This is a genomic window from Prevotella sp. oral taxon 475 (assembly GCF_018127805.1).
Classification (GTDB): domain Bacteria; phylum Bacteroidota; class Bacteroidia; order Bacteroidales; family Bacteroidaceae; genus Prevotella.
This window is the reverse complement of sequence record NZ_CP072334.1, coordinates 2,460,382-2,487,200: the sequence shown is the minus strand read 5'-3', so window position 1 is coordinate 2,487,200 and position 26,819 is coordinate 2,460,382. Positions and strand designations below refer to the sequence as shown.

Genomic DNA, 26,819 nt, shown 5'->3' with positions numbered 1-26,819 from the left:
CAACCTCCTTTTGTTTTTCTGTTGAGCGTTCTTTTCTGTGATTGAGAAAAATCTTTTACGAAAAGCTCTGTTGTGCTATACCTTTGTTTAATGATGTTAAATATTCGGCAAATCCTTAGGTAATCATTGCAGGATACCTATATATATAAGTATAAAGACCGAATTTACAATTTACCCATATCAATAATTAAGAACCTTTTTGTGTATGAAAACAAAATCTACTTTGTTGGCTCTTGCGTTCTCGGCTTTCTCGTTGAGTGCGTCGGCGCAGCGTAGTCCGTCGCATCCGATGGACATCAAGACGATGGACTTCCTTGAATGGATGAATGCTTTCAAAAGTTGGGAGCAGGGACAGCCATTGCAGGGAGTATCTCGGATAGACGATGAGTTTTACACCTCTCGTGTCAAGCCCCGTAAACGCATTGGCGAATCTGATGGAGACTATATCGTAAAGACCGGGCTTCATCGTGAACGAAAGATGTGTCTGTGGACTCCGTTGGACGATCCAACGAGCACCTGGAAAGCGTTTCCGCGCTATTGCTTCGAGGGCGACAACTTTAGTATGTGGTCGTATTTGGATATTCACGGCAACTGGACGGCACCTTGGGTGCGTGTCTCTGCCGGATTGTCGGATGTGGCTGCAAAGAATGGCGTGAAAGTGGGCTGTCTTTTGTCGGTTCCTTTCAGTCATACGGTCATTCCTTCCCAATATTGGCGTAACGATTATGCCAAGCTCTTTTACTATCTGTTGGAGAAAGGTACGGACGGACATTACAAATGGACGGATAAGTTGGTGCGCTTTATGAAATATTACGGTGTTAACGGCATCGGCATCAACTCAGAGTTCAACTCTGATGAAGAAGGTATGCAAGACATCTTAGGCTTCTTTGAAGAGTGCCATAAGAAGGCTGAGGCCATCGGTTGGGAGTTCCAAGTGCATTGGTACGACCTGATGAGCACCGAAGGAAATATCTCTTTTGCCAACTATTTGGGTGGTCATAACATGGGTATTTTTGGTGACAAGGATCATAAGAAAGTAGACATGTTCTTCTTGAACTACAATTGGGGCTCTTCACATCTGACTAATTCGGCCAGATTGGCTAAAAATATGAATCGTAGTCCTTATGATGTTTATGCCGGTTTCGACATTCAAGGAAAAGCTTTGGAGATGAATGCTTGGCCGTCATTGACGAATAGCGAAATCTCTATCGGCTTCTGGGGAGCTCACTCTCAGAGCTTATTGCACCAGAGTGCCACAGACGACGGAACCTCCGACCTTGCCATCCAAAAGGCTTATTTGCAAAAACAAGAGTTGGTTTTCAGCGGCGGTAACCGCAATCCAGCCGCTACACCCGAAGTGGGTAGAGGAACAACGCTGGCCAATGCAGCCTTGACCCGATTCCATGGTCTGGCCAGTTTCCTTACAGCCAAGTCGACTATTACCACCGTTCCCTTTGTGTCGCGTTTCAATTTGGGCAATGGCTTGAAGTTCCGCAACGAGGGTAAGGTGACATTCGACCATAAATGGTACAACCTTAACACGCAGGACATCATGCCGACGTGGCGTTGGTGGATTACCGACGCTACCGATCAGGTGGACGCTTCAAGCGTAAAGTCGCTCGTAAAGGCAGATCTGACTTTCGACGATGCCTATTTCGGTGGCTCGTGTCTTCGTTTGCACGGACAGACGACCTTCTCTCGTGTCAAACTCTTCAAGACCATGCTCGATGTACAAGAAGATTATACCTTGTCCATCACCTATAAGATGCCGCGAAAGGCCGATACACATGCCAAGATTTTTGTAGCATTGAAAGATGCAACCTCTGATTATAAAGAGGTAGAGATACCTACCGATGCCAGCAAAGTGGGTCAGTGGGTCACCTTTACCACCACTATGTCGAAGCTGAACGTGCCTGCAGGAAGCAAGGTGGCTATGATTGGACTTTCGTTTGCCAACACTCCCAGCGATTATAACATGTTGGTGGGCGAGATTGCCTTGCGCAATCCGCAGCAGCAGTTTGCCACCGTTGAACCGAAAGTGGAAGAAGTGCAGATTCTTCGTGGCCGATTCAACGCTATCGACTTCAAGATGCGTTACAGCTGCGACAACGGAACGACGGGCACCAAGGTCTACAATGACGATGTCGATGTATGGTACTACGAAATCTACTTCCAGCAAGAAAATCGCGACCAGCAGTTGCTCACCGCTACAACTTCATGGGCTGCCTATGTCATCGATGCTCCGATGGTGAGCGGAACCGAAGGTCGTCGTGCACGTTTTGGCGTAAGAGCGGTGTCTCCTGACGGAAAACATGGAACGAAGATTGTGTGGACAGCATACCAAGCCATACCTTACGATCAGCCACTCTCTGATGTTGTTACCGATAAGCAGGTGATTAAGCCTAACGAACCTTTCACCTTGAAGATGCTTGACGAGATGGTGCAGCCTGCACAGCGATGGGAAGTGAGAGATCCGCAGACCAACGCAGTGGTGGCAACAGCCGACAATTCTTCCGAATGCAAAGTGACGGTAGACCATGCAGGCCTTTACGACCTCTATCTCACCGATGCTGGGGGTGTCAAACACATCACACGTGGTAAGGTATTGGTTACTCCTGAAGCCACAGGATCTGTTCCTACAGTAGATGCTGTTTCGGTGGATAAGAATCAGGTGAAGACCGGCGACCGTGTCACCTACAGCTATACAGGAAAGAAAGGCGAAGGTAAAGTGTCGCGTGCATTGGAAGTAAAAGACCCCAATATGTTTATGGTTCCTGCCGATGTGCAGAAAGGTATGAACTATTCGTACGCCCTTTGGTTCAAGGCCGACAAGTTCTCGCACGACAAACAGGGAACCAACCTCATCAGCAAGAACACCATTCACGATAAGTGGCCACACAATAACTGGGGCGATCTTTGGGTACAAATCCGTCCGACATGGAAGAATCACAAAGCTAACGAGGTTTCTTTCAATACGATGGGCTGGGAGGAACACGACAATCCCAAGGCTGATATGATGTCTACCGACTATCAAGTAACCCCCGGTGTTTGGACTCACATCGTCGTCACTCAGCAAGGCACTCATCAGAAGCTCTATTTCAATGGCGTGAAAGTGGCCGATGCCAACTTCCCGGGAAGTCTGCGTCGTGAAACTCGGGGCGACTATCGCATCCAGACAGGTCAGCCTGCCAACATCTTTATCGGTGGAGGCGGTGTTTATAAAGCAGCCTTCAGCGGTTTGATAGACGAAGTTCAGGTATGGGACAAGGCTCTCTCCGACGAAGAAGTGCGCGAAGCCATGAAGGGTTATGCCGCCGATCAGATTCCGGCCAACCTCCAAGCTTATTACACTTTCGAAAAGATGGAAGCCGACGGCACCTTCCTCAACTACGGAAAAGCTGGTGCCGACAAGGTAGGAAAGATTGTTGTCATGAAGAATAGTGGTGGTGAGAACACCTCCAAAGCTTCTTATGAGCAGCAGCAAGCCTTTAACGATTTCTTGGGTTATCCCGGTATTGTGGGAAGCAAAGAAATCAAAACCACTACCGAGTGGACGCTTGCCAATGCCACGATACAAAGCACAGGCGATGTAGCCGTTGTCTCCTATCTGTATGGCGGCTCCTATAAGGGTAGCGTCACTCTTGAAAACGAATGGGGAAAAGCCTCTAAAACGTTGGAAGGAACGGTAGAAGTGGAAGGCACCACCAACTCCATTGATGGCGTAGATGCCGAACTTGGTTTCTCGGTTTATCCCAATCCGTTTGTTGAAAGCGTCAATCTGCGCTTTGCAGAAGGTGGCGACTACACCATCCAAGTGCTCAATGCATCGGGAGCCTTGTTGCAAACCACCAAGGCACAGCCCAGCGCAGGGCAGATTGTCAATGTGACTGTGACCGGCAACAACGGGCTCTATCTCGTGCGCGTGCTCAAGAACGGTAAGCATTACAAGGCCGTTAAGGTGATCAAGCAATAGTGTGAAAGTCGCACTGTTCCAATGAACAGGAGCAGAAAAACGACCTCATCAACATTTTTAGATAAGACGTTGAAGCCCGGTGCTGTAGGCAAGAGCCACAGTACCGGGCTCTTCTGTTGATGGCAGGTTGAAGACCGTCCCTCTTGAGGAATAAAAAAAGAACGTATCTTGTTATTCTTTTGACATTGTTAATAAGCTATTTCCCCGTTTGAGTTGTAATAAACATAAAGGCAGGCACATCAGACAGTTAGCCCATAGCACGAATTTGCCCCGCCTTTACACCGTCAATCGTAACACCGTTACACCTTATTAAAATACGAAAACCCCCGAATCGATGAAACCCCTCAGCAACAAACACATAAAAGACTACATCTTGGGTCGATGCACGGCTCGGCAGATGGAAGAGATCGCCGCATGGGCGAGCCTCTCTCAGGAGAACGAACGCACGCTCTTTCGGCTGAAAGACCAACATCTTAGTCACAAGTTTGCCAATACCTTCTCCGGCCAGCACCGTGTAGAAGAAGCCGAAGCCGCCCTTTTCCGCACCATTCGCGAGAGCGAGAAGCGCAGTCGCCGAGGGCGAATCGTTCGTCTGATGCGTTACGCAGCCATGTTGGTGGCCGTCCTTTTGCTGGGAGGTGTGAGCCTTTACGCCCTGTGGGAAGGCCCCGAAATGGTGCATGTCAGAACCGCAGCGCATGCCGTGAAACGACTGACGCTGCCCGATGGCACGCAGGTATGGCTCAACGGAGCGTCCGAACTCACCTATCCCGCAGAATTTTCGAGCGATGAACGGAGCGTGAATCTTTGTGGCGAAGCCCTTTTCGAGGTGACAAAGAACCCCCGGCGGCCCTTCATTGTCAAGAGCGATGCTGTGCAAATCCGCGTGCTTGGCACCAAATTCAACATGAACACCCGTTCCACCGACCACACCGAAGAAGTCTCTTTGATAGAGGGACAAGTGGAAGTGAAAGAACTGGGCACCGAGAACAAACTACGACTCATACCCAACCAGAAAGTACGAGTCGACAAAATCCATCATCATATGGAGATAGAGTCCGTCTATGCACCCTTGGATGCGTTGTGGCACGACGGTCTCATCCCGTTCGATAACATCGATCTCAAAGGCATTGCCGCCATCTTAGAGAAAGCCTACCGCGTGCACATCTGCATCGAAGGCCCCGCGCCGGCCCGCACCTACTCGGGTGTGGTGAAATATCGCAAAAGCATTCAGGCCGTCTTGCGCGATCTTTCCTACACCATTCCCTTTGAGACATGCGTCCAGACAGACGGAACCATTATGCTCTGTCCGCTTTAACAGCCCCCATATCCCCTCTCTTCTGCAAAGCATCGGCATCAAGCAAAAAGGCTTGATGCCGATGTTGGTTTTGTGACCTTTCAAAGCCCACTCTCTCCTCGCCCCATTTTCGTATTCCCAGCTCTTAGCTTTCGCACGCCAAAAGCTAAGGAAACGACCTGCAAAAGCTAAGAAAACGCATGGCGAAAGCTAAGCTTTTGCAAGTCGGTTTGTATGCGTCTGATTATCATAGAGTTGCAAGTAATATTTAAAGACTGTGAGATGACAGGGAAAAGGCTTGTTTTTGAGTGATAGAAAACAGGTGTTGTCTGGCGCATTTGGCGGAACAGAAGCATCGCCTTTTTGGCGATCTTCATTTTTCTTTGTACTTTTGCAGATGGAAAACTCAAAAGAAAAGGAATGAAAAAACTCAATCTACTATGGCTTCTATGGGCCCTTGCCATGACTTCTTTTGCACAGGCGCGCTTGCCGAAAGTGGTGCTCAAGAGCATCGAAGGTAGAAGCGTGCAGACCGATACTCTGCAAAATGGCGGTCGGCCGATGGTTGTTGCGTTCTTTGCTACTTGGTGCAAGCCCTGCAATCGCGAACTCAAAGCCATCGACGAGGTATATGCCGACTGGCAGAAAGAAACCGGTGTGCGACTCGTAGCTGTATCGATCGACCAGGCACAGAATGCTAATAAAGTAAAACCACTTGTCGATGAAAACGGGTGGACTTATGACGTGCTCCTCGATACGAATGGAGAATTGAAGCGGGCATTGGGCATTCAGATGATTCCTTATACGTTGGTGGTAGACGGACAGGGACGTATCGTCTACCGACACAATGGCTATACCGACGGAGCCGAGACCGAATTGTACGAGAAAGTGAGGGAAGCCTGTGGGCACTAAATGGTTGCGACAGGGGCTTTGGGCAGCTATGGCCCTGTGTTTTGTCTGCACGACGATGGCTGCAGAAGAGCCCGAGGGAAGGGATAAGATCAGGTTGACGGGTAGTATTCAGAATGATGTGCTCCTTCCGCAAAGCGATGAGAAGACGGGGGCTCAACGACCGTCGAGCGATTTCCTTACCAACACCTACGCAGATCTCACTGCGAGCAGTCGATATGTAGATGCCGGCGTGCGGATGGAGTATATGCAACACCCGTTGCCGGGCTTCGAGAACGACTTGAAAGGCTGGGGCATTCGGCATTATTACGTCAAAGGGCGGTATCAAACGCTGGAACTGACGTTGGGAAGCTTCTACGAGCAATTCGGTTCGGGCTTTGTGTTGCGCACGTACGAAGAGCGTAGTCTGGGCGTAGACAATGCTTTGTGGGGTGCACGCTTATCTTTTCGACCCTGGAAAGGGGTTGGTCTCAAGATGTTGAGCGGCAAACAACGACGCTATTGGCACTATAATGCCTCGCTGGTGTCGGGCGGAGATGTAGAGTTGGCTCTCGACGAGTGGCTGAAAGGCTTGTCTTCACATCAAACTTACTTAACGTTGGGGGCATCGTTCGTCAACAAACATGAGGCAGACGAGGTGGTCATGGCCGACGCCAGTCATCGATTGCGACTTCCACGGTATGTGAATGCCTTCGATGTGCGGGTGAAACTGCAACACGGAGCCTTCAATTGGCTGGCGGAATATGCCTGGAAGAGCCAAGATCCCTCGTTCGACAATGGCTATATCTATCGAAATGGTTATGTTGCGATGCTCTCCGGGTCGTATTCCCGTCGAGGAATGAGCTTGCTGTTGCAGGCCAAACGCAGTGTCAACATGGGCTTCCGCAGTGGGCGAAGCTTGTCGGGCACGTCTTCGTTTGTCAACCATCTACCCGCTTTCACTCAGGAACACACCTACGCTTTGGCCGCTCTCTATCCCTATGCCACGCAGCCTGACGGCGAATGGGCTTATCAGGCGAGTGCGGGTTACAAAGTGCCGAGAGGCTCGACCCTGGGCGGACGCTATGGCATGGGCCTGAAACTCAACTTCTCGCATGTGCATTCTATCCGCCGAAACGACAAAGGCGGTAAGGGAACCGATGGTTATGGGTCGGCATTTTGGGCCTGGGGTCCTTCCACTTACTACCAAGACTTGAACCTACAAGTGGAAAAACAGCTCTGCCCAACCACCAAAATGCACTTCATGTACATGAATCAGCTCTACAACCGGACGGCCATCGAGGGCGAAGGAGGCATGCTTCGGTCGGATGTTTTTGTGGCCGATGTAAAGCATAAGTTCGGTGCCAAGACGGCTCTTCGCACCGAGGTGCAGTATCTCCGCTCGAAAGATGGCGATCGGGATTGGCTTTTTGCTCTGGCAGAATGCTCGCTTGCACCGGCCTGGATGTTTACTCTGAGCGACCTTTACAACAGCGGTCGCACCCATATACACTATTATCAGGCTCTCGTTACCTTTACGCCCGGTGCCCACCGCTTGCAAATCGGTTATGGAAGAACCCGAGAAGGCTATAACTGCGCTGGTGGTGTGTGTCGCCACATCCCTGCCACTAAGGGCTGGACGCTGTCTTATAATTATAATTTTTAGTGCAAATGAATCTTCGTTACCTCTTCTTTCTTCCTCTCATCGTTCTGTTGGTCGGCTGTGACAATGTGGCTCCCGATCGTCGATGGATAGACGTTTCTCCGGCCACCGTTCGGCGAAATGTGCTCATTGAAGAGTTTACCGGGCAGGCTTGTCTCAACTGTCCACAGGCCGCCAAAGAGATTTCGGCTCTCCAAAAGATCTATACCGCCGATCGGTTGGTGGCTGTCAGCATTCATGCCGGTAGCCTATCTCTCTTCCCTTCGTCCAAAGTGAGGGGACTGCGAACGACTCTTGGCGATAGCTATTATCAGCGATGGGGCATCGGAGCCTTGCCGCATGCACTCATTAATCGCAGAGGCAGCACCAGCATCAGAGACAAATGGGGGGGCTATGTATATGAAGAGATCCAGCAAGAAACGCCTCTCTGCCTCTCGCTTTCGTGTCAATACCATGCCGATACGCGGACGGTGGACATTCAGACACAGCTGAAAGCCCTCTCTACCGAGGTGAAAGGACGGCTTCAACTATGGCTGGTGGAGGATAGTGTGGAGGCCATTCAGCAATTGCCCGGCAATCAAGTGGACCGCCATTACCTGCATCGCCACGTGCTTCGGGCCGCCATCAACGGCGATTGGGGGCAGGAAACGACGCTTGAAAAAGAAACCCTCGCCACCCAGAAGCATCAGTATGTGTTGCCGACAGACTGTGTTCCCCATCACGCTTGGATAGTGGCGTTCGTGTATAATGCCAGCGGTGTGCTGCAAGTAGAGCGTTGCAGGGTGACGTCGGCACCGTGATGAGCGGGCAGAAGCACACCCATTAAAAAGTATGATTTCGTAAAATCCAATGTATCAGAACATTCAATACAATTCATCAGAACAATGAAAAAAACGCGTTTTCTCTTTCTCGCCCTCCTGTTTGGCACCTTTGTGAGTGCGTATGCACAGGAAAAGGCCCATCGATTGGTGTTTGTCGATGCTCACGGACAGGTCTTTTCAGACAATGCCACTGTGACATTCCACAAGTTAGAAGAAGATGACTTCGGGCGACAGGTCATCAAAGCCCCTATCTTGGTGCGCAATACGCATAGCGAGGCCTTGTCCGGTTTGTTGAAGGGGCAGGTCAAAGAGCAGCAGGACGGCTATCTACAGGTGTGCTTTCTCGAAGAGTGCAACCCCTGGCCGGCGGTGGGCGACTATCTCACCAGTGGCGGAAAAATAGAGCCCGGGGCAGGGAAAGATTCTCCGTTGGACATCGAATTCATTGCCACCGGTAGCGGACGGAGTGTTGTGACCTTACAACTGTTCACCGCCAAAGAACAAGGTGGCGACTGGAAACCTCAGCAACCCAACGCCAGCATTACCTTAGTGTTCGACCCTAACGCCACTTCCATCCGCTCTGTAGCCAGTCATGAGGACGTGTTCTACAACGTCTTCACGCTGCAAGGACAGACGGTGGGCAGGCGTTTGCCCTCTTTGCAAGGATTGCCAAAAGGTACTTACATCGTGCAGAAAGCCCGAAACAGTGGTCCCATCGACACTTATAAACACTTAGTGCCCTAACCCTTACACACGCCATCCATCGATATGAAGAAAAAATACCTCTTTAGACTGCTTGCGTTGTTGCTGTTGTTGATCGATTCACACCAACTATACGCTGCCCCAGATCCCTCTAATGTGAATTTGGCACCCATCGCCGGGCCGCGGGTCTTTGTGGCTTTGGGCGGCAGCGGCGCTACTTCCACGTTCTCGTTTGTGAATTACGGCGGAGTGGAAGTAACCCAATTTCACTATACACTCACCGAAGACGGCACGCTCTTGGAAGAGAAAGACGTTGTGCTGGATCAGCCTTTGCCGCGGATGGACACCGGAACGCTCTCCATGCACATCCCCGCCGGTCGGCAATTAGGCAATTCTTCTCTTGTGTTTGCCATCACCCGAGTGAACGGATACGACAATCGGGCGAGCGTTACCAGTACAACGCTCACCCGAACGACAGTGAATCACGTGGCCGTTCGTCGGGTTCTCATGGAAGACTTCACCGCAACGTGGTGTCCACACTGCCCTCGCGGTACGGCTGTGATGGAATATCTCTCGCACAAACACCCCGAAGACTTCATCGGAATTGCCGTTCATCCCAGCACCGACCCCTTGTATTGCACCGATTATGCCGGCGGTTATTACCTCGGCGTGAGAGGATTGCCCACTGTTTTGGCTAACCGGCGCGACAAGGTGAGCGGCTATACGGGCGAAGAACAGTTTAGAAGCGAAAAAGAAAAGGGGGCTGAAATGGACCTGGAAGTGGCTGCCTCGTGGGATGAACAGCAGCAAAACATTCAAGTAACTACCACTACAACGTTCCGAATAGATAACCCGTCGACGCCTTATGCGCTGGCCTATGTGCTCACAGCGTCGGGCTTAAAAGGTACGTCGAGCGGCTGGAATCAGAACAATTCGCTCTCGGGACTGAACCATTTGCTGGGCATCTCCGACTATTTGGACTATTATGTCAAGGCCGGAAGCGTGGTAAAAGGAGTGACCTACAACGATGTTGCCATCATGGGCGAGGGGGTAAACAAGGGCATTGCGGGCTCTGTGGCGACACCGGCAAAGGCCGACGAACCGCAGATACACCGCACAACGCTGCGCAACATCCACCGCTATTCGCTCATTCAGGACAAGAAACGCTTGCAGGTGGTCGTGTTTTTGCTCAATACGGACACAAAAGAGGTGGTCAATGCGGCCAAATGTAGCATCGCCAGTGCCGGCACAACGGGCATCGAAAGGGCTGAGTCGTCGGAACAAACGATGGAAGTGGCGCGCTACACCTTGGATGGTCGCCGTGTCGCCGCTCCCGTTCGGGGCGTGAATATTGTGAAATATAGCGATGGAACAGTGGTGAAGCAAGTGGTGAAATAGCCTCCTCTTTCTCATCACTTCTCTCCTTTCTCCCTTGTCTACAAGTGTGAATGAAGAGTAGGATCCCTCGGGATTCTACTCTTTTTTGTTCCTCTTGGGGAATGTCGGAAAGGATTTTGAGTAGTAAGGAGGAGAGTAGTAAGGAGTAAGGAGGGTGACAATACGTTTGTTCGAGTCATCAGCAACTGTCGATTTGGAGGCGTTCTACCCTCCCTCATAAGGAGAAAAGATACGTCGGTTCGTGTGAATCAACAATCCCGATGGGGCTGTTGGCACAAAGGAATCTGGATGGATTCCCCACCTAAGGCTGCATACGGTCATCTATATGCGTGCAGTGAACGCAAAAGTGTTTGAGGTATATTTTCAGCAGGTGTTACAAAGAGCATTCCATTTTCTTAGCTTTTGCAACTTAAAAGCTAAGAAAACGCATGGCAAAAGCTAAGAGATGGGCAGTCGAAAGCTAAGAGATGGAAAACGGTTTTGCAGACATCTGATAATGAGGGAGTTACAAAAGGGTGAACGGGGGCCCGTTGTTATCGTGATAACTGGGTGTTTTCCCTGTAGCAGAAAGTGCCCACTCGGGGAAGAATGTAAAGTCTTAATTATATTTAATAATAGAAAGATGGGGTGGGGAGGTGTTGTTGTTTCTCTTTCTTCATCCTATCTTTGGAGAAACGAAATCTCGAGCAAGGCATTCCGGTTGCTCTTCCTCTCAACAATCATCATTCAGGAAAATAACCCTTATGGCACATCACTCTTTAAGGCTTTTAGCTGCAATGGCATGATGGCTGATGGCAGGCACGTTGCAATTGCTCGCCGACAACGAAACGGAAATGAAGTTTTTAAGTAAGAACCACTGTTTGGTGGAAATCAAGAACGTGGCAACACGCTTTCTGTTGCTGCCCGTTGAAGAGAAGGCCGAACTGTGTCGCCTGCGAATCATCGTGGGAAATGAAACCGTGCAGGCGATGAATGTGCGACTGGCTGTAGGCCAAATCGACTATTTTGTGCCTGTAGACTTGGCGCGATATGCCGGTAAACATGTCTTAGTAGATGTGCAGGCAGCTGGCGATGTGCACAAGAATGGCAGTTGGAAAGACCATGTCTGCTGGAGCCACATCCGCCTTTCTGACGCTTTCGACACGGTCAATCGCGAGAAATGGAGGCCTATCTATCATCATACGCCTGCATACGGATGGATGAACGATCCCAATGGACTGTTTTATAAAGATGGTCTCTATCACCTTTATTACCAATGGAACCCCTACGGATCTCAGTGGGAGAATATGCATTGGGGGCATTCGGTGAGTCGCGACCTGGTGCACTGGGAGAACAAAGGCATGACCCTGGCCCCTGATGCATTGGGAACGATTTTTAGTGGTTGTGCTGTTGTGGACCATGAGAATACTGCTGGTTTTGGCAAAGGGGCCGTTGTGGCGTTTTATACCTCGGCGGGTGAGAGTCAGATGCAGAGCATGGCCTACAGCAAAGACAACGGAGCCTCTTTTGTGAAGTATGATGGCAACCCGGTGGTGACGGCCGATGTGCCCGACTTTCGCGATCCGCACGTGTTCTGGCATCGGGAAACGGCGCGCTGGGTGATGCTCCTTGCGGCCGGACAAGAGATGAGAATATACTCTTCTTCCAACCTGAAGGACTGGCAATACGAGAGTGCTTTCGGCGAGGGATGGGGCAATCATGATGGTGTTTGGGAGTGTCCCGACTTGATCAAACTGCCCGTGCGCGGAACGAACAAAGAGAAATGGATGCTGATTTGCAACATCAATCCCGGCGGTCCGTTTGGCGGAAACGCTACGCAATACTTCATCGGGCAGTTTGATGGGCACCGGTTCACGTGCGAAGATCAGCCCGACGAGACGAAATGGATGGACTATGGAAAAGACCATTATGCGGCGATCACCTTCGACAATGCACCCGACGGACGGCATATCTTGATGGCCTGGATGAGCAATTGGCAATATGCCAACCTGGTGCCGACGCTGCAATATCGATCGGCCAATGCTGTTCCGTGCGATATCGACTTGTTTGAACATGCCGGAAAGACTTATGTGGGGCGTACACCGGCCAAAGAATTGCTGGCGTTGCGTGGCCGGAGGCTGCTCAAACGGTCGGCCGCGGCCCGTAGAACATTCGATGCCGAGAAGGGGGCCTATGAGCTTTTGGTCAACATAAAACCCTCGGCAGCTGGGCAAACACGACTCTCCTTACAGAATGAAAAGGGCGAAAGGGTGGTTCTTACCTATGATGTGGCGGCAGCCACGCTCTCGGTAGATCGCACACTTAGCGGCGAAACCGACTTCAGCGATGCCTTTAAGGCGGTGACAACGGCTCCGGTGCGCGGACAAATCAGTGGCCTGCGCATCTTCGTAGATAAGAGTAGCGTGGAGGTTTTCGATGCCGACGGCCGGCTCTCGCTCACCCATCTCGTCTTCCCCACTCAGCCTTATAACACTCTCCTGCTGCAAAATGGCCGTGGTAATGAGGCCGATGTGGAGGTGTACGAACTGAGATAACGAAATCAGGAAACAACTAAAAAAACGCAATAACAATGAATCAAGTGATTGTCGGACTGGGTGAAGCACTCTGGGATGTGCTCCCCGAAGGAAGAAAAATCGGCGGTGCGCCCGCCAACTTTGCTTATCATGCCGGTCAGTTCGGACTCGAAACGCTGGCCGTAAGTGCCTTAGGCAACGATGCTTTGGGCGATGAGATTGTTGAAAAGTTCGATGCTCGCGGGTTGAAATATCTCCTTCCGCGTGTGCCTTTCCCAACGGGTACGGTTCAGGTGACGCTTGATGCGCAGGGTGTTCCTACTTATGAGATCAAGGAAGGTGTGGCTTGGGATAACATTCCCTTCACACCCGAACTCGAAAACGTGGCCCGTCATTGCCGCGCAGTTTGCTGGGGATCGCTGGCTCAGCGCAATCGGGTAAGTCGGAAGACGATCCATCGTTTTCTCGATGCTACGCCGAAAGACTGTCTGAAGATTTTCGATATCAACCTTCGGCAGACTTTCTACAATGAGGAAGTGATTCGCGAGTCGCTCAAACGCTGCGACATCTTGAAGATTAACGATGAGGAACTCGTTACCATCGGTAGGCTTTTCGGTTATCCCGGGCTTGATATGACTAACAAATGCTGGCTTATTCTGGGCAAATACAACCTCGACGTGCTCGTGCTCACTTGCGGTGTGAACGGCAGTTACGTCTTTTCGCCGGGCGCGATGTCGTATATCGATACGCCGAAGGTGGACGTTGCAGACACCGTTGGTGCGGGAGACTCGTTCACTGCCAGTCTTTGTGCCGGCCTGTTGAGTGGAATGCCCATCGCCGAGGCTCATCGCCTGGCCGTAGATACCAGTGCTTACGTCTGCACGCAGAAGGGTGCTATGCCGCACCTACCTGCCGAATTCACAAGCAGAATCATGGGTCATTAGATTTCTGATCGGGTTTGTCTATAGATCAAAATAACAGTTTTGCTCCGAGTGTCAATAAAGACAATCCTTCAAGTAGAATGCGATTTCTATAAAAGGAGAGAGAAAAAGAAGAGGATGCATCCACATAGAACGGGATGCATCCTCTATAATTTGTCTACGTAATGAAGTCGTTGAGGACTTCTTCGTTATGCTTTGTACGGCGTTGATTACTCCGCACGCAGCGTGAAACGCTTGAAAGCAACGACCGTAAGGTCTTTATCTGCAGCTTTCAGATAGTCGGAAACGCTGAGTTTCGAGTCCTGAATGAACTCCTGATTCAGCAGACAGCTTTCCTTAAAGAACTTTGCCATACGGCCGTTGGCAATGTTTTGAATCATTGCTTCGGGCAGACTGGCAGCCTTTTGTTCAGCCGTCTCGGTTTTGATCTTACGAATTTCGTCGGCCTGTGCTTCGGTAATATTGCCCTTAGCAATGCCTTCTGCGATATGTTCTTCGCTTTCTGCGATGTAAAGGTTGAAACCAGCCTTCTTCAAAGCAGCCTGAACAGCTTTTTCTACCTGCTCTTCTTTGGTTTTTTCAATGGCTACTTTCAGTTCGCTCTCTTTCACTTCCTGGGGCACACTGGCCTCATCCAGCGCCACAGGGTTCATTGCTGCAATCTGCATCGTTACAGCATGGCCCTGCTCCTCTGCCGGTTTGTTCATCTGAACCAAGGTGCAGAGCAGGTTTTTGTTCATGTGATTGTAAGAGTAAAGGTTCTCTCCTTCGATGAAATTGTAGCCGTCGAGTTCCATTTTCTCGCCGGTGATACCTGAACGGGCCACTACCGCGTCTTGCACCTTCGTGCCATCGGCCAGCGTTAGTTCTTTCACCTCATCCAAGCTTTTAGCCTTTGCGGCAACGGCAGCATCGAGAATGTCCTGTGTAAGTTGGATATAGTCTTTACCATTGGCCACGAAATCGGTTTCGCACTTCAAGGCCACGATGGCTCCGAAGCCGTTGTCTACCTTTACAAGCACGCATCCGTTCGATGTTTCGCGGTCCGAACGTTTCGCGGCAATTGCCTGTCCTTTCTCCCGAATGATTTCGATGGCCTTCTCGATGTCGCCATCTGTCTCTGCAAGAGCCTTCTTGCAGTCGGCCAAACCCGCTCCGGTCAGTTTGCGGAGCTTCTGTATATCAGCTATTGAAACAGCCATAATCTTTTCTTTTTTGTCTTTTGTGGGTTGATGATGTCAATTGAAAAGCGGCGTCAGGGCCATCCAACGGCCCCTTCGCCACCTTTCATTTATACTGTCTTTACTCTGCTGCCGGAGCCTCTTCGGCCTTTTCTTCAGCAGGAGCGGCCTCTTTACGGGCTGCACGAGCCGGGTGTTTCTTACCCTCGGCAGCCTCTTCAGCCTGTTCGGCAGCGGCTTTTTCGTCGGCCTTCTCCACCTTACGCTCTTCCAGACCTTCGGCAACGGCTGCGCAGCAGGCCGAGAGAATCACCTCGACGCTATCTTTTGCATCGTCGTTAGCGGGGATAATGAAGTCGATGTCGCGAGGATCGGAGTTGGTATCGACGATAGCGAACACGGGGATGCCCAATCGTTTGGCCTCTTTTACGGCAATGGCTTCCTTCATAATGTCTACCACGAAGAGAGCACTCGGCAAGCGAGTGAGGTCGGAAATAGAACCAAGGTTCTTCTCCAGTTTTGCGCGTTGACGGGTGATTTGCAGCAGTTCGCGTTTCGAAAGATTGGCAAACGTACCGTCGTTCATCAGTTTGTCGATGTTCGTCATTTTCTTCACTGCCTTACGAATGGTGGGGAAGTTGGTCAACATCCCGCCTGGCCAGCGTTCGTTTACATAAGGCATGTTTACACTGGAAGCCTTATCGGCTACAATGTCCTTAGCTTGTTTTTTAGTAGCGACGAACAAAATGCGCTTTCCCGACTTAGCAATTTGCTTCAAAGCCTCTGCAGCTTCGTCTACCTTGGCTACAGTTTTGTGGAGGTCGATGATATGGATGCCGTTGCGCTCCATGAAGATATAGGGAGCCATTGCGGGGTTCCACTTGCGGCGGAGGTGTCCGAAATGGCAGCCTGCCTGCAACAATTGGTCAAAATTTGTTCTTGACATGTTTCTTTTTTCTTTTAAATGTTTACTTTCCTTTGAATTCTTTTGATTTAGAATCAACAACCAAGTAATTGGAGGAGAATCAACGTGAGAGGTCTGAAAATGGTCTATCTTGTTTTGAGACGTTCTTTTTCTCCGTTCCCTTTGCTTGCGCTTAGGGCCAAGTCTTGCCTGTTTAGATGCTAAACGTGTTCAGTGTTGAGGAGGGAAGACGAGTGCATTCCGCCCGCTCTTTTTAACGCTTACTGAACTGGAAGCGGCGACGAGCCTTGGGACGTCCCGGCTTTTTGCGTTCCACCACGCGCGAGTCGCGGGTGAGGAAGCCCTGACTTCTGAGGCTCTTTTTGTCTTCTTCGTTCACCTTCACCAGTGCTCGTGCGATGGCCAGGCGCAGTGCTTGGCTCTGCCCGGTGTAGCCTCCGCCGTCGAGATTGACTTTGATGTCGTATTTCTCGGCCACCTCTAAGAGTTCGAGCGGCTGCTTAACGACATACTGAAGAATAGCAGAAGGGAAATATTCCGTCAGGTCTTTCTTATTGATTGTAATCTTGCCGCTGCCCTCTGTGAGGTAAACACGAGCCACGGCACTCTTCCGACGGCCAATTGCATTTATGATTTCCATCTTTCCTTGATTTATTTATACTGGTTAATATCTATTGCTTTCGGCTTCTGAGCGGCTTTATCGTGCTCGGTGCCTTCAAAAACATAGAGGTTGTTAAGAAGATGCCGTCCCAGGATTCCTTTGGGAAGCATGCCTTTTACGGCGTGACGGATGATGCGATCGACGCCGCCTTTGCGCTTGCGAAGTTCGGCAGGCGTGTTGAAACGCTGACCTCCGGGATAACCGGTATAACGTGTATAAACCTTGTCGGTTTCTTTCTTGCCGCTGAATACCACCTTAGCGGCATTGATGATAATAACGTTGTCTCCACAATCTACGTGAGGTGTGAAGCTTGGCTTGTACTTACCGCGAATCAGCTTGGCTACTTTAGAGCACAGGCGACCAACTACCTGGTCTGTCGCATCGATAACGACCCACTCTTTCTTCGCTGTTTCCTTATTCACGGAAATAGTCTTGTAACTTAAAGTGTCCATTTTCAATTTTAAAATTGTAATACTACTAAAAAACGTTTTTCTTCGACAGCCGATTCACTAACCGTCACACCTGGCCAAAGATATGACTATTAACACGAACTGTACGCGGAGGTCCTAAGTTAACCTCCATAATAATCGGACTGCAAAGGTACGTATTTCTATGGGAAAACGAACCCGAGGAGAAGAGGAGAGATCAAGCGTTAAGAATCATTAACTAAGTAGAAAGATGGAAAGGAAAGAACGAGTGAAAGACAAAAGCTAAGAAAACGCCGTGCAAAAGCTAAGAAAATGCACGCCAAAAGCTAAGAAAATGGCCTGCAAGAGCTTAGCTTTTGCAAGGCCATTTATAAATGTTTGAAAATCAGTGAGTAAGCCGCTGCACGTCGAAAGCTTCTTCGACGTGACGCCTCGGAGGGCATTATCCCTTGCGTGCACCCAAAGGAATGGAGATGCCGAAGAGGGCGTTGAGGCTGCGATTGTTCTGATTGAAATAGATATAGTCGGTTGCCAGGGTGAAAGGGCCGAGCTTGAGGCCGGCGCCCAGCCCCAAACCGCCGCTCTGAATCACCGAATAGGATAGTGAGAAGCCCAGGAAGCGGTTCACGCTATAGGCCGAGGAGAGTGTGATCTCCGAGAGAGCTTTGGGCTGTGTGAAGCGGGTGGTGGAAAGCAAGCCCAGCGAAAGATGATTGTCGAGCAACCGATATTCGCCTCCAAGCACGAGGGTGGCATAGAGCGAGGTGGTGCGCGAGCGGGCCTCTTCTTGTTTTATTTGCAGAAGATCGAAGTTGAGCAGTTCCCCACTGGCCATGAGTTGCTGGAAGTCGCGGGCTTCATTGAGATGTGATCCGTCGAAGGCATACTTCTGTGTGAGGGCCGACGAGGCGCGGTGCGAGGCCGACTTGCTCCACGAAATAAAGCCCAGGTCGAGCAGCGAGGCCGAAAACGTCAGTCCCGAGATGGGTTGATAGGCCGCACCGAGGTCAACTCCGAGCCCCATTCCGGCTACGCCCAGCGAGCCTTTTCGTTTCACATCGTCCACCCGTCCTTTGTTGTCGTAGCTCAGTTCGAAACCTCTCATCGAGGCTTCGAGGGTGGCATCCGTCGTGATTCCGGCCTCGCCGCGCAGGGCTTTCAGCTCGGCGGTGGTGAGTTTTGTCCAGTCTTGCTGCGTACCGAAGCCCGTTAGCCGGGTGTTCACTTCTAATCGGCGCACGTCGAGCTCGATGTTGGCCACGCCGAAGAGCACTTTTACCCGTCCGCCCAGCGTGAGCCGATCGCCGAAGAGTGGATGAGCGTAGCCCACGGCGGCCTCGATATAAGAGTTGATGCGGGCCTTTTCGCCGCCCAGGTTCATCGAATAGTTGGTCCAACCGAGTGGGTTCATCCCTCGGGCATCCCTAAGACGCTGGAACGCCGCTTGCGGAATGCTGGCCCCGGCGTCTACTTTCAGAGATACATTCGTCGTCCAGAAGCCGCGACCTTTATACCATCCCAGGGACAGAAGGTCGGTGCTGAGGTTGAGTTGGACGTTGTTCGAGGACTTCAGTCGGCCCATGAAGTCGTCGCTTAAGAAGTAATCGGCATCCGAACTGTTCTTTACCACCTCCGTGACGTCTTTCGTTCCCAGAGCGTTGGAGTTCACCGAGACGTTCATTCCGCCCAAAACGGGCACGTTCACATAGCCCTGCTCGGGTGTCAGAGCTGGATTGAGTTGTTGGCGGAAGGGTGTTGCCTCCATCAAATAGGTGCTTCGGGCAAACTGGGCCGCAGCTTCCCCCATTGCACACCAGCACAGAAGGAGGGCAGAAAGAGCCCGCAGGCTCGCCATTTTTGGCATAATTGTTTTTCTCATTGTTAATAATTGTTTGGAAGGTATTGTATCATTGTCATGTATTCTGCATCGGAAGGGCAGTAGATGATGGAGCTTTTAAGGCGTCTCTTCTGTAAGAGATACGGTGCAAAGATAACACTTTTTTTGATATCCTCTCATTGAGAGAGGAGTTATGAGAGAGAAAACTTCAGTCTGGCCCCCTCTAAGTTGGTGAGGCGGGGATCTGTTAGGGTCTGTTTTTCATGAGGAACGGTTCATTGTTTATTGATAAAATGGGTAAAGGAAATAGGCCAACCGCATAGCTTGTTGGCTAACATTCCCGTGATGGGATATGTTGATCAAGAAACCGTCAACCCCATTTCTACAGAGATGTTGATGGTCTCGAACCGATGGACTGTCCCCTCTTTACTCTTTACTACCTCCCTCCTTACTTCTTACTACTCCTCTCCTTACTACTTACTCCTTTTCTCCTTACTCCTCAAAAGCTAAGCTTTCGCCTTGCATTCTCTTAGCTTTTGCATTTTATTTCCTAAGCTTTTGGCGTGCGTTTTCTTAGCTTTTGCAGCGTGTTTTGTAAACGATTGGTAATCAGATGTTTACGGCGGTACAAGAAAAGAGGGCGAGAGGCCCTCTTTTCTTGGTGTGTATGTGGATGGAAAGTTAGGCGTTTAAGTGCAGAAAAGCCGAGGAAGACCGCCTGCCTTCTTGTCGAAACAGTTTGGGCGACTTGCCTACATATTGCTTGAAATACTTTCCGAAGAACGACTGGTTGGAGAATCCCAGCGTGACAATGATTTCTTTGATGGGCATATCGGTGTAGAGCAACAGCTGGCGGGCATCCGATATGACGGTGTCGATAATCCATTGCAGGGCCGGTTTACCGGTTTTCTCTTTCACCAGGTTGGAGAGATAGCTGGGAGTGACGCAAAGCAGGTCGGCATAAAAAGCCACTTCGCGATGCTTGCGGTAGTGGTTGTATACCTCGAGGATGAAGTTTTGCACGATTTTATCGCTTCCGCTCCACTCGCCCAGTTGCAGATGGTGGCCTTGGAGGTAGAAGTTGATGAGCTCGTAGATGAGAGTTTGGCACATCGAAACGAGCAGTTCGTAGAGCACGATGCCACGAGCTGCCCCCGCATCGCTCTCGTTTTCTTTCTCCACTCGTTGCATCAGGGCCTGCATCTCGCTGCGCACGATGTCGAACTGGCTCACGGTGAGCGACATGTAAGGATGCTCGCTGAAGTGAAGAGCCGAACGAATGTCCATCGCACGGTTGACAATCGACATGATGAAATCGTGGTCGACGTAGAGGATGATGCCGCGAAGGTCGGGACTAATGCTCGTGATATGGGCATAGATCGATGGGGAAATGAAGAGCACATCGCCCTTATTAATAAGGTATGTGTTCTTATCTATTTGTGCCGTAATGCTGCCCTCGGTGCACAACACCAGGGCCAAAATCTTGTGAATGGAGATGAGATCGCCCTCCATCTCTTTGTTCACCACGTCGCTATCGAAAGCTTTACACCTGAAAGGAAGTTGAAATCGGTTCGCCATAACTTGTTTGTTTTCTTGCAAATTTACCACTTTATAGCCCATCTTTTACCTGTTTTGGCTTGAATTTTTATGAAAATCTATAAAATAGAACACTCTTCGCCGTGTTTAGACCTTGTTGAGAGAGCGATATATCTGTAAATTTGCACCATCAAACAAACATTTATAACAAATATGTTGAGAGTGAAATACATCGCCGTTGCGGCTTGCATGACATGGATGGCAGGCTGTACGGGAAAGAAAGAAGACGGTAAAGTGGCTCCCGTTGCAGTGCAGACGATGGAGGTGCAAGATGGAAACGTGGGCGAGATGCGTACGTATGTGGGTACGATTCAGGAGAGTTATGGTTCTACCTTGAGCTTTGCCACCCTGGGAACGGTGGCCCGTGTGCTGGTGGAAGAGGGGCAGGCCGTGCGCCGCGGACAGTTGTTGGCCGTGCTCGACAATACTTCTGCCAAGAGTGCACACGACCTATCGCTGTCTGCTTTGGCGCAGGCCAAAGATGCTTTTCGACGCATGGACTTGCTTTATAAGAAAGGAAGTCTGCCCGAAATACGATATGTAGACGTGCAAACCAAGCTCGCCGAGGCGCAGGCCACTGAGCGAATCACACGCAAAACACTGCAAGACTGTGAGCTGCGGGCACCTTTCGACGGGCTGATCTCGCAGAGAATGGTGGACGTAGGCAACAATATGGCCCCGGGAATAGGCTGTTTTAAATTAGTGAAGCTCGGTAGGGTAGAGGTGAAAATATCGGTTCCCGAAAACGAGATTTCAGGCATTCGCCGGGGCGAAGAGGTGCCTTTCACGGTGTCGGCACTGGACGGTCGTCGTTTTTTGGGCCGGGTAACCGAGAAAGGAATCCAGGCCAATATCCTTAGTCATACCTATGATGTGACGGTGGGTGTAGATAATGCCGACCACGCTTTGCTGCCCGGTATGGTGTGTAGCGCACAAATCGCAGAGCGGAAAAGCGGGAAAGGGATCGTCATTCCTCAGCAGGCCGTGCTCATCGACGGGGAAAAGCCCTTTGTTTGGGTAGTGGAAGCGGGCCAGGCGCATCGCCGAAACATCGTGCAAACGGGTGTTTGCGATAGTGGTGTCGTAGTGTCGACAGGAGTTTCGGTGGGCGATAGGGTGATCGTCAGCGGACAAAACAAGGTGAGCGAAGGCTCAGTCGTAAAAGAAAAATAGCATGGCAACGCGCAAAAGAAATATCATCGAGAGTGTGATGCACTACAATAGCATCATGCTTCTGCTCATGTCGGTGCTCGTCGCCTTTGGCGTTGTGGCCCTTATTCAGATGCCGAAGAATGAGTTTCCTTCATTTACGGTGCGTCAAGGCGTCGTGGTGGCGGTGTATCCGGGGGCTACATCGACCGAGATCGAGGAACAAGTGACCAAGCCTTTGGAAACGTTCCTCTGGGGTTTTAAGGAGGTTTGCAAGGAGAAAACTCGCTCGCAAACCAAAGATGGCATCGTTTATGTCTTTGTGGAGCTGAATGACGACGTGACCAACAAGGACGACTTCTGGAGCAAATTCAAAATCAAGTTGCAGCAGTTGAAGGCTTCGCTGCCGCAGGGAGTTCTGGCTTTGATGGCCAATGACGACTTCGGCGATACCTCGGCAATGCTGATTACGCTGGAAAGCGAGGATAAAACCTATCGCGAACTGCACGACTATATGACGCAATTGAAAGATCAACTGCGCACGATTCCCGAACTGGCGAATCTCAGAGTCAGTGGCGAACAGGGCGAACAGATAGGCGTTTATATCGACCGCGACAGGCTTTCGCATTATGGTATCAACTCGGCTACACTCCTGGCAAGCCTTTCTGCACAGGGAATGACGCTCATCAGTGGAGCCGTTGACGATGGAACCATCACTCGTCCCATTCACTTGCGCTCGCAAATGAATACGGAGAATGATGTGGCTAACCGCATTGTCTACTCCGATCCGAAAGGTAATATCATCCGTCTGCGCGACATCGCTACCATCAAACGCGAATATCCCGATGCCGGAAAGTATGTCAAGAACAACGGGAGAAAGTGTATCGTACTCTCGATCGAGATGAACGAGGGGAGCAACATTGTGCAGTTCGGCGACAAAGTGAAAGAGATTCTCGCCGATTTCCAGCAAACACTGCCCAAAGATGTGTCGATCTATACCATTACCGACCAGAGTGAGGTGGTCAATTCCTCGGTGGTAGACTTCCTAAAAGAGCTTCTCATCGCTATCGTCTCTGTGGTTGTGGTCATCATGTTGCTGCTTCCCATGCGCGTTGCCAGTGTTGCGGCAAGCACAATTCCCATTACCATCTTCATCACTCTTGGGCTTTTCTACGCCATGGGCATAGAACTCAACACCGTTACGCTGGCTTCTCTCATTGTGGCATTGGGGATGATTGTGGACAATTCGATCGTAATCATCGACTCGTATATCGAGAAAATAGACGCGGGAATGAGTCGTTGGCATGCCGCAACCTATTCGGCCAAAGAGTTTTTCTCCTCTATTTTCAGTGCCACCTTAGCCATTTCGATTACCTTTTTCCCGCTTTTGCTCACGATGAAAGGTATGATGAAAGACTTTGTCAAGTGGTTTCCGCTGGGCATTAGCGTGGTGTTGGGAGCCTCGTTGCTGGTGGCAGTGCTGGTGGTTCCTTGGATGCAGTTCACCTTTATACGAAAGGGGCTCAAGAAAGAATCTGCAGAACAGGATTCACAACAAGACGGAAAGAAATCTCGCCGTACGTTTCTCGACATGGTTCAGACCTATTACGACCGTCTGATAGAACGCTGTTTTGCTCATCCTTTCTATACGTTGAGCGTTGGAGTCTTGTCGATTGTGGTGGGTGCGGTGCTTTTTGCCAAGATGCCACAGAAGTTAATGCCGCGTGCAGAGCGTAACCAGTTTGCTGTTGAACTATATCTTCCACAGGGAACAGCCATTGAACGCACGGCAGAAGTGGCCGACAGTCTGCGCAATATGATGGCCCACGACAAGCGGATACTGAATATCAGCACCTTCTATGGCACCTCTTCACCGCGTTTTCAAACGTCTTACGCTCCGCAATTGGGTGGTTCCAACTATGCACAATTCATCGTCAACACCGAGAACGACGCTGCAACGATGGCCTTGGTAGACGAGTTTACCCACCTGTATACCGATTATTTCAGCGATGCGCAGGTGCGAATTAAGCAGCTCGACTATAGCGATGCGCTCTCGCCGATTGAGATCAGATTCAGTGGAAACGATCTGAACAAGATTCATCAGGCCGTAGACAGTGCCACAAAGGTAATGCGTTCGATGCCCGAACTGTTGTTGGTTCGCAGCACATTCGATGGAACTACGAGCGGATTGACTGTGGAAATGAACGATTATGAAGCCAGTAGACTGGGCCTAAGTAAGAGTCTTCTCTCGCTGAATTTGGCCACACGATTTGGCGAAGGCATTCCTCTCACCACTGTTTGGGAGGGCGATTATCCGGTGAAAGTGATGCTCAAAGACAGTCATTCGGGACATCAGACCGTGGCCGACCTCAACAATGCCACCGTGAGCGGCATGCTTCCGGGTATCAATGTGCCGCTGCGACAAGTGGCAAAGGTATCTCCCGACTGGACCAACACTTCCATTCACCACCGCAATGGCATACGTTCTCTCTCGGTATATGCCGACACCCAACGCGGCTTGAACCTCAATAACGTGACCGATAAGGTGATTGCCGAGGTGTCGAAAATCAAGCTTCCCGAGGGCATTACCCTCTCTGTGGGCGGACAACGGGAGAAAGATCTCGAAACCGGACCTCAGATCTACAACGGTTTGGCCATCTCGATCGTCGTTATTTTTGCCATCCTTCTGTTCCACTTTAAAGACATTCGGATGTCTGTTCTCATCATGATTTCGTTGCTCTTCTCGCTTCTTGGCGCGGCCAGCGGCGTGCTTATCATGGGACAAGAAGTAGGAGTTACAGGCATTTTGGGCATCATTTCGCTCATGGGTATCATCGTCCGCAACGGCATTATCATGATCGATTACGCCGAAGAGCTGCGTGTCGACCATCGTCTCTCGGCCAAACGAGCCGCATTGCAAGCCGCTCAGCGACGCATGCGACCCATTTTCCTCACCAGTGCAGCCGCCTCTATGGGCGTCATCCCAATGGTTATCGCCAACACACCCTTATGGGGACCGATGGGAGTAGTGGTTTGTTTTGGCACCCTCATTTCGCTTTTCTTCATCATCACGATGATTCCCATTGGCTATTGGATGATTTTCCGGTGGGAAGACCGTAAGAGAACACTCAAGATAGCCAAGGCCGAACGCTGAAGGAAAGAGCCTGATCGAAGGGCCGAATCTCTGAAACCTCTCAACAAAAAGACAACACACATGATAGAAAGAAAAATAAAAACATTGCTGTTGGCACTGTTCCTGCCGCTTGCCATGCAGGCGCAGACCGTTTACACGCTGGCCCAATGTCGGGCGTTGGCCCAAGAAAACAACATTCAACTGCGTCGTGGCAGACTCGAAATACAGTCGGCCCAGGAACTGAAGAAAGAAGCTTGGATGAAGTATTTCCCAACAGTCACCGCCAACGGCACCTATTTCATTGCCCCCGATCACCTTCTTCAAGAAGAAGTATCGCTCTCCACCGATGCGCAACATAAGCTCGCGGGCATCATCACCGCGTTGGGTGGCAATCCGGCAGTGCTTGCTTCGCTGCCCACGAGCTACACTTTGCAGGCCGTGAAGCACGGAACGCTCGTCTCTCTCATGGCTATGCAGCCGATTTACACGGGCGGACGCATCGTCAACGCCAACCGACTGGCGCGCGTACAAACCGAAGTGAAGGAGCTAATGTTGCAACAGAGTGCCGATGACGTGAGCCGAACGACGGAGATGTACTACAATCAGCTACTCGCTCTCTACGAGCAAGAGAAGACATTGGATGCTGCCGACCAGCAGTTGGCAGCCATCTTGAAAGATGCCACCCATGCTTATGAAGCGGGTGTGGTGAACAAAAACGACGTGTTGAGCGTGCAACTCAAGCAGAACGATATGGCCATCAACCGACTCAAATTGCAAAACGGCATCAGCCTCACCAAGATGGTATTGGCTCAATACATCGGGAAGGCTGGAGAGAACATCGATATCGACCGCACCCTCACCACCCAATTGCCTCCGCCCAGCGAGCTGGCCGTGGTGCATTCGTCGGCCCTGGAACAGCGCACCGAAGCCCATCTGCTCGACAAAAACATTGAGGCCAACCATCTGCTCACCAAGATGAAGCGGGCCGAAATGCTGCCCACGCTGGCCGTTGGCGTAGCCGGTATGTATCAAGATCTTACCAACAAGGGCCGGTTCAACGCTGTAGGGCTGGCCACACTCAGTCTGCCTATCAGCAACTGGTGGGGCAACCGAGCCTTGAAACGCCAGCGAATAGCCGAGCAAATAGCCATAGACGAGAAGGAAAACAGCCGACAATTGCTGCTCATTCAGATGCAAAGTGCCTACGATAATTTTGAAACGGCCTACAAACAGATACTCCTTGCCCGCAAGAGTATAGAGCAAGCAGCCGAGAATCTACGGCTGAACCGCGATTATTACGAGGCAGGAACGGGCACGATGACCCATCTGCTCGATGCTCAAACGCGCGACCAGCAAGCACGGAACCAGTACACCGAGGCCGTCATTGCCTATCTCAACAGCCGCACAGCCTACCTGATCGCTACCGGCAGAGGCAGCCAGCGATAACGCCTCTTGCTCTTTTTCCGTCGCGGCAAGTCCCTAACAGTAAGCCCCGAGGCGGTCTTTCTCTCATCGAAAGACCCTCTCGGGGCTTGTCTTTTCCTGGGTTTCGCCTTTCTCCTTTACTACTTATTACACCTCCCCTTACTCCTTATTACTCCCCTCCTTACTACCCATTACTTCTCTTCTTACTACTGACTCCTTTTCTCCTTACTACCTTTGTACTCCCTCTCTCTTGTTTTCTCCTTTCGCTTCTTCCTGTTTTTTGCCCCC

At 50.7% G+C, this 26,819-nt stretch carries 18 protein-coding genes; 12 read left to right on the top strand and 6 right to left on the bottom strand.

Annotation, left to right across the window (positions count from 1 at the left end; genetic code table 11):
* Positions 1–205 precede the first annotated feature (205 nt).
* From J5A66_RS09895 to J5A66_RS09855, 9 genes are all read left to right on the top strand, one after another.
* Complete coding sequence (locus J5A66_RS09895; RefSeq protein WP_211790427.1) at positions 206–3,973, top strand: LamG-like jellyroll fold domain-containing protein; 3,768 nt, start codon at positions 206–208, stop codon at positions 3,971–3,973.
* 334 nt (positions 3,974–4,307) lie between these two features.
* On the top strand, positions 4,308–5,291 hold the full coding sequence (locus J5A66_RS09890; protein WP_211790426.1) for a FecR family protein: 984 nt from the start codon (positions 4,308–4,310) through the stop codon (positions 5,289–5,291).
* 399 nt (positions 5,292–5,690) lie between these two features.
* Positions 5,691–6,182, top strand: coding sequence for a TlpA disulfide reductase family protein (locus J5A66_RS09885; protein WP_211790425.1), 492 nt, complete (start codon positions 5,691–5,693; stop codon positions 6,180–6,182).
* A gap of 55 nt (positions 6,183–6,237) precedes the next feature.
* Positions 6,238–7,824 carry a DUF6029 family protein gene (locus J5A66_RS09880; RefSeq protein WP_211790424.1) on the top strand — a complete coding sequence of 529 codons (1,587 nt, stop codon included), beginning with the start codon at positions 6,238–6,240 and terminating at the stop codon, positions 7,822–7,824.
* Positions 7,825–7,829: 5 nt separating this feature from the next.
* Positions 7,830–8,621: an Omp28 family outer membrane lipoprotein gene (locus J5A66_RS09875; RefSeq protein WP_211790423.1), complete on the top strand. Its 792-nt coding sequence runs from the start codon at positions 7,830–7,832 to the stop codon at positions 8,619–8,621.
* Positions 8,622–8,705: 84 nt separating this feature from the next.
* Positions 8,706–9,386 carry a hypothetical protein gene (locus J5A66_RS09870; RefSeq protein ID WP_211790422.1) on the top strand — a complete coding sequence of 227 codons (681 nt, stop codon included), beginning with the start codon at positions 8,706–8,708 and terminating at the stop codon, positions 9,384–9,386.
* 24 nt (positions 9,387–9,410) lie between these two features.
* On the top strand, positions 9,411–10,742 hold the full coding sequence (locus tag J5A66_RS09865; protein WP_211790421.1) for an Omp28-related outer membrane protein: 1,332 nt from the start codon (positions 9,411–9,413) through the stop codon (positions 10,740–10,742).
* Positions 10,743–11,533: 791 nt separating this feature from the next.
* Positions 11,534–13,276, top strand: coding sequence for a DUF4980 domain-containing protein (locus J5A66_RS09860; protein ID WP_211790420.1), 1,743 nt, complete (start codon positions 11,534–11,536; stop codon positions 13,274–13,276).
* Between the two features lie 35 nt (positions 13,277–13,311).
* Complete coding sequence (locus J5A66_RS09855; protein ID WP_211790419.1) at positions 13,312–14,199, top strand: carbohydrate kinase; 888 nt, start codon at positions 13,312–13,314, stop codon at positions 14,197–14,199.
* Positions 14,200–14,405: 206 nt separating this feature from the next.
* Here J5A66_RS09855 and tsf read toward each other — a convergent pair whose 3' ends face one another.
* The 6 genes from tsf to J5A66_RS09825 all read right to left on the bottom strand — a co-directional run bounded on the left by tsf (position 14,406) and on the right by J5A66_RS09825 (position 20,806).
* Entirely contained in the window at positions 14,406–15,398 is a 993-nt protein-coding gene (gene tsf / locus J5A66_RS09850) for a translation elongation factor Ts (protein WP_211790418.1), read from the bottom strand.
* 100 nt (positions 15,399–15,498) lie between these two features.
* Complete coding sequence (gene rpsB / locus J5A66_RS09845; RefSeq protein WP_211790417.1) at positions 15,499–16,323, bottom strand: 30S ribosomal protein S2; 825 nt, start codon at positions 16,321–16,323, stop codon at positions 15,499–15,501.
* A gap of 232 nt (positions 16,324–16,555) precedes the next feature.
* On the bottom strand, positions 16,556–16,942 hold the full coding sequence (rpsI, locus tag J5A66_RS09840; RefSeq protein ID WP_211790416.1) for a 30S ribosomal protein S9: 387 nt from the start codon (positions 16,940–16,942) through the stop codon (positions 16,556–16,558).
* 11 nt (positions 16,943–16,953) lie between these two features.
* Positions 16,954–17,415 carry a 50S ribosomal protein L13 gene (gene rplM, locus J5A66_RS09835; protein ID WP_211790415.1) on the bottom strand — a complete coding sequence of 154 codons (462 nt, stop codon included), beginning with the start codon at positions 17,413–17,415 and terminating at the stop codon, positions 16,954–16,956.
* A gap of 418 nt (positions 17,416–17,833) precedes the next feature.
* The gene (locus J5A66_RS09830; protein WP_249109966.1) at positions 17,834–19,270 is read right to left on the bottom strand and encodes a DUF5723 family protein; all 1,437 of its coding nucleotides are present in this window, start codon (positions 19,268–19,270) and stop codon (positions 17,834–17,836) included.
* 639 nt (positions 19,271–19,909) lie between these two features.
* Entirely contained in the window at positions 19,910–20,806 is an 897-nt protein-coding gene (locus J5A66_RS09825; RefSeq protein WP_211790414.1) for a helix-turn-helix domain-containing protein, read from the bottom strand.
* A 171-nt stretch (positions 20,807–20,977) separates the two neighbouring features.
* Here J5A66_RS09825 and J5A66_RS09820 point away from each other — a divergent pair, with 171 nt between their 5' ends.
* From J5A66_RS09820 to J5A66_RS09810, 3 genes are read left to right on the top strand one after another with little or no spacing between them, the layout of a single operon-like run.
* Positions 20,978–21,997, top strand: a complete 1,020-nt coding sequence (locus J5A66_RS09820; protein WP_211790413.1) for an efflux RND transporter periplasmic adaptor subunit — start codon at positions 20,978–20,980, stop codon at positions 21,995–21,997.
* Between the two features lies 1 nt (position 21,998).
* Complete coding sequence (locus J5A66_RS09815) at positions 21,999–25,127, top strand: efflux RND transporter permease subunit (RefSeq protein ID WP_211790412.1); 3,129 nt, start codon at positions 21,999–22,001, stop codon at positions 25,125–25,127.
* Positions 25,128–25,187: 60 nt separating this feature from the next.
* On the top strand, positions 25,188–26,552 hold the full coding sequence (locus J5A66_RS09810; RefSeq protein ID WP_211790411.1) for a TolC family protein: 1,365 nt from the start codon (positions 25,188–25,190) through the stop codon (positions 26,550–26,552).
* Positions 26,553–26,819 lie beyond the last annotated feature (267 nt).

Bases quoted from the DNA above. Each gene is read 5' to 3' on its own strand.
- J5A66_RS09895 (WP_211790427.1), top strand. From the start codon at position 206: ATGAAAACAAAATCTACTTTGTTGGCTCTTGCGTTCTCGGCTTTCTCG.
- J5A66_RS09890 (WP_211790426.1), top strand. From the start codon at position 4,308: ATGAAACCCCTCAGCAACAAACACATAAAAGACTACATCTTGGGTCGA.
- J5A66_RS09885 (WP_211790425.1), top strand. From the start codon at position 5,691: ATGAAAAAACTCAATCTACTATGGCTTCTATGGGCCCTTGCCATGACT.
- J5A66_RS09880 (WP_211790424.1), top strand. From the start codon at position 6,238: ATGGCTGCAGAAGAGCCCGAGGGAAGGGATAAGATCAGGTTGACGGGT.
- J5A66_RS09875 (WP_211790423.1), top strand. From the start codon at position 7,830: ATGAATCTTCGTTACCTCTTCTTTCTTCCTCTCATCGTTCTGTTGGTC.
- J5A66_RS09870 (WP_211790422.1), top strand. From the start codon at position 8,706: ATGAAAAAAACGCGTTTTCTCTTTCTCGCCCTCCTGTTTGGCACCTTT.
- J5A66_RS09865 (WP_211790421.1), top strand. From the start codon at position 9,411: ATGAAGAAAAAATACCTCTTTAGACTGCTTGCGTTGTTGCTGTTGTTG.
- J5A66_RS09860 (WP_211790420.1), top strand. From the start codon at position 11,534: ATGGCAGGCACGTTGCAATTGCTCGCCGACAACGAAACGGAAATGAAG.
- J5A66_RS09855 (WP_211790419.1), top strand. From the start codon at position 13,312: ATGAATCAAGTGATTGTCGGACTGGGTGAAGCACTCTGGGATGTGCTC.
- tsf (WP_211790418.1), bottom strand. From the start codon at position 15,398: ATGGCTGTTTCAATAGCTGATATACAGAAGCTCCGCAAACTGACCGGA.
- rpsB (WP_211790417.1), bottom strand. From the start codon at position 16,323: ATGTCAAGAACAAATTTTGACCAATTGTTGCAGGCAGGCTGCCATTTC.
- rpsI (WP_211790416.1), bottom strand. From the start codon at position 16,942: ATGGAAATCATAAATGCAATTGGCCGTCGGAAGAGTGCCGTGGCTCGT.
- rplM (WP_211790415.1), bottom strand. From the start codon at position 17,415: ATGGACACTTTAAGTTACAAGACTATTTCCGTGAATAAGGAAACAGCG.
- J5A66_RS09830 (WP_249109966.1), bottom strand. From the start codon at position 19,270: ATGAGAAAAACAATTATGCCAAAAATGGCGAGCCTGCGGGCTCTTTCT.
- J5A66_RS09825 (WP_211790414.1), bottom strand. From the start codon at position 20,806: ATGGCGAACCGATTTCAACTTCCTTTCAGGTGTAAAGCTTTCGATAGC.
- J5A66_RS09820 (WP_211790413.1), top strand. From the start codon at position 20,978: ATGTTGAGAGTGAAATACATCGCCGTTGCGGCTTGCATGACATGGATG.
- J5A66_RS09815 (WP_211790412.1), top strand. From the start codon at position 21,999: ATGGCAACGCGCAAAAGAAATATCATCGAGAGTGTGATGCACTACAAT.
- J5A66_RS09810 (WP_211790411.1), top strand. From the start codon at position 25,188: ATGATAGAAAGAAAAATAAAAACATTGCTGTTGGCACTGTTCCTGCCG.